Genomic DNA, 3730 nt, shown 5'->3' with positions numbered 1-3730 from the left:
TCGAGCAATCGATCGTCAGCGGACCATTCGGCCGCGTCAGCGTGAGGATATCGCGCGCGTTGACGATGTCCTCGACCACATCCCACCACAGGTCGGCGGTGCCGTTGATCAGCCCGGGCGCGACATAGATGGTGATTGGCGCGCCATGCTTCTCCAGCACCGGCAGCGCCTCGGTCATGTTGTCGCGATAGGCGTCGTCGGCGGTGATCGTGGCAAACTGACCGCCCTTGCCGCCTGCTTTGATGCGCTCAACGGCTTCGTCCATGGAGACGAAGGCATAGCCATGCGCCTTCATGTCCGCGATCATGGCGTCAAGGAAGCCGGGCGCGATATTCAGATGCCGGTTGACGCTGTCCGGCTTTTCCGGCGTCGCGGTAACACGGTGCAGCATCAGGATGGCGCCAATGCCGCCGATGAACGGCTTGGCCAGCGGTGCAAGGCCGGTATAGCGGGCGACGTTCAGCGCCAGTTTCCGGATTGCCTCCCCGCCGTCGATCATTCATTCACCTTTTGCGCCTAGGCTGATCCAAGCACGGAATGCGCCTATGCGAACCCCCAAATCGCGATCAATACGTCTTAAGGATTGAGGTATGGTTGACGCAACCGCGTCATTTGACGGCAATCGGCTTGCGGCCACCGAGGCATCGTCGCGCCCCTTGCCACGGGACCATGCCGGCCTGTCGATTTCAGTGGCGTCCACGGACGGACTCGCGGCCTATGCCGCGTTCTGCCGCTCGGCTCTGTTTGGGCCGGCGCAGAGTGCTGCCTGGGTCCAGAACTGGGCGGCCGAGACACGACCGGACCTGCTCGTCGCGACGCTGAGTGCCGAGGGCAAACCGGTTTTCTCGCTGGCGCTGGAGGTTGCCGCCAGGGGGCCGTTCCGGATCGCCCGCTTCATGGGTGGGCGCCACGCCAACGGCAACTTCGTCGCCGCGGACCCGAACTGGCTGGCCAAAGCGGATATACCGGCCCTCCGATCGGTGCTGGCGGCCATCGCCAAGGCACGCCCGGACATCGATCTGGTCGCGCTCGAGAGGTTGCTGCCCGATCTCGACGGCGTCGCCAATCCGCTCGCATCGCTTGAGCATTTTTCCAGCCCCAACCTGTCGCTGGCCGTCGATCTCGCCGGCGGCTTCGATGCGCTGCTTTCCCGCGCCAGCGGCAAACGCAAACGCAAGAAGCACCGGTCGCAGATCCGGAAATTCGAGGCCGTAGGCAGCTATCGGCGCATCGGGGCCCGCACCCCCGACGAGGTGGGCAGACTGCTCGACGCCTTCTTCGAGATGAAGGAACTCCGCTTCCGCAAGATGGGCATCGCCAATGTTTTTGGCGACGCACAGGTACGCGGCTTCTTCCGCGCGCTGTTCATGCAGGCGCTTGCCGAGGACAGGCCTTCCTTCGTGCTGCACGGGCTCGAGGTTGCCGGCAAGCTGCGCGCCATCACCGGTTCAAGCCGCTTGGGCAAACGCCTGATCTGCGAATTCGGAGCGATCGCCGAGGACGATCTTGGGCACGCCAGCCCCGGCGACTTCCTGTTCTTCGACAACATCCAGGAAGCCTGCGAGACCGGTTTCGAGGTCTATGACTTTTCGGTCGGAGATGAGCCTTACAAGCGGCTGTGGTGCGATATCGAAACGCGGCATTTCGAAGTGCTGGTCCCCTTGACCGTGAAGGGCCGCATGCTGGCGCTGACGCTTCGGCAAGGCGCACGGCTGAAGGCCTTCGTCAAGAACAGCCCGACGATCTGGAAGCTGACCAAAGTGCTGCGCCGCAAAGCCGCCGGCCAGGCAGCGCCCGCGGAAGAAGATAGCTGACGCCATGAAGCCGATCATCCGCACACTGTCCCTGCAGGAACTGGCGCTTCTCGTCGACTGGGCGGCCGCGGAAGGCTGGAACCCAGGTCATGAAGACCCGGCGATGTTCCAGGCCGCGGACCCCGAAGGCTTCATCGGCGCCTTTGTCGGCGACGACATGGTCGCGGCAATTTCGGCCGTGGCCTATGGAAGCGAATTCGGTTTCATCGGCCTCTACATCTGCCGGCCTGACATGCGCGGCATGAGCTACGGCAAGGCCGTGTGGGACGCCGGCATGAAAAGGCTCTCGGGCCGGACTGTCGGCCTCGACGGCGTCGCCGAGCAGCAGGCCAATTACCGGCGCAAGGGCTTCGCGCCGGCCTATGAGACCATCCGCTTCACCGGGCGCATGGCAGGCCAGCCGGTCAGGGCCGATGGGTTGCGGATGATTACGACGCAGCTCCTGTCCGGCATCGTCGCCTATGACGCCCATTGTTTTCCGGCGCCCCGAGGCACCTTTCTGAAGCGATGGCTGCAGGAGCCGCATCATGGGTTGGCGGCGATCAATTCGCGCGGCGCGACCGGTTTTGGCGTGGCGCGCAGCTGTCGATCCGGCTTCAAGATCGGCCCGCTGTTTGCCGACGATATAGAAATCGCTTTGCAACTCCTGGAGGGACTGGCCGGTGCCTGCGAGGGCGGCGAGATGCACATCGACGTCCCCGCCGATAACGCCGGCTTCATAACTGCGCTCGATGCGGCCGGCTTTGCGCCGACCTTCACCACCACGCGCATGTACAAGGGTCCTGCCCCGGAATTGGACCTGCGAAGGGTGTTCGGCGTAACGACGCTTGAACTGGGATAGATCGGGCGAACCGCAGAACGGCCCCGCCGGCGATCCGGGGCTCCCCTCAGGCAGCGGCAGTGCGCCTTCCCGGCACCGGATTGCCGGGCGGTTCGTGGCCGAGCGGCGTCACCAGCGTGAGGTCGGGGTAGCCGTTCTCGATCAGCTTGACCGCAGCCTGCGTCACCTCATCGTCGGCCTCCAGCATGGAGAGAAAGACCTCGGTGGCATCGCCGGTCAGGCGGCCGATGCCTTGCGCGTCGGCCGGTCCGCACTCGACCACGACCAGGTCGTAGGCTGTCGTCAGCGACTGCATGATGATCGGCAGCCGGTCGGCGGCACGCATGGCACGAACCGGATCGGCGGTTCCGACCGGGATGACGTGACAGTCCGAATAGAGATCGGCATGGATGACGTCACTGAACTGCGCTTCCGAAGCGAGCAGGTTGGTGATGCCGGGGAAAAGCCCGCTGTCCAGCATCGGCCGCGAGGCGGCCCCCGACGCGGTGAGGTCCAGCAACAGCACGCGCAGCCCGGCGTCGGCGACCTCGCGCGCCACCAGGATCGCGGATGCAGCCGCCTCGTCGCCTTCCGGCGAGACGAATATGGCGCGCGCCGCACCGCTGGAGATCAGCTTTTCGGCAGCCTTCTCGATATCGATCTCGCCCAGGGTGGAACGCGCCGGTTCGGGCTCGACAGCCGTCTGCTCTGTCGCCGTCGTATCGGGCATTGCGACCACATCCGGTGCCTCGGCCATGGCCGGCATTCCGGCGGCATAGGGCTCCGCATCTGTTTCATCCGCACGTTCAGGCAGCTCCTGGCCAACCAAGGGGTCCTGCAGGACGGCAGGCTCGTGGCGGACAAATGGCTTGGCGACCGGCGCCTGCGCCACCTGGGGCATCGCGACCTCATCGATCCGTTCGAAACGGGAACCGCTCGCCGGCCGCATCGCGCGGCCTGAAAACAGCTCCCGCAGAAGCGTCACGATCGCCATGATCAGCAGCGATGCGGCGAAAGCCGCGCCGACGATCGGCCCGACCTTCGGGAAATAGGCCTCGGAGGGAACCGAAGCCTTCGAGGCGATCCGCGCGTCGAC

3 protein-coding genes and 1 pseudogene are annotated in these 3730 nt (G+C 65.2%); 2 read left to right on the top strand and 2 right to left on the bottom strand.

The genetic code is table 11. The features are described from left to right. Positions 1-499, bottom strand: a 499-nt coding sequence (locus EN750_RS23370) for a polysaccharide deacetylase family protein (RefSeq protein ID WP_145967856.1), incomplete at its 3' end; no start/stop codon positions are given. A gap of 91 nt (positions 500-590) precedes the next feature. Here EN750_RS23370 and EN750_RS23365 point away from each other — a divergent pair. Further along, positions 591-1814, top strand: coding sequence for a GNAT family N-acetyltransferase (locus EN750_RS23365; RefSeq protein ID WP_127397782.1), 1224 nt, complete (start codon positions 591-593; stop codon positions 1812-1814). Between the two features lie 4 nt (positions 1815-1818). Then, a complete protein-coding gene (locus EN750_RS23360) occupies positions 1819-2655 on the top strand; it encodes a GNAT family N-acetyltransferase (RefSeq protein ID WP_127397781.1) in 837 nt (278 codons plus the stop codon). A gap of 46 nt (positions 2656-2701) precedes the next feature. On the opposite strand, the pseudogene EN750_RS23355 reads toward EN750_RS23360, so the two are convergent. After that, positions 2702-3730: pseudogene (locus EN750_RS23355) on the bottom strand (chain-length determining protein); the annotation flags it as partial.

The sequence above is a fragment of the Mesorhizobium sp. M7A.F.Ca.ET.027.03.2.1 genome, from assembly GCF_003999175.1.
Taxonomy (GTDB): Bacteria; Pseudomonadota; Alphaproteobacteria; order Rhizobiales; family Rhizobiaceae; genus Mesorhizobium.
Note: the sequence above shows the minus strand (reverse complement) of the source record. Positions and strands in the feature narration are given on the sequence as shown.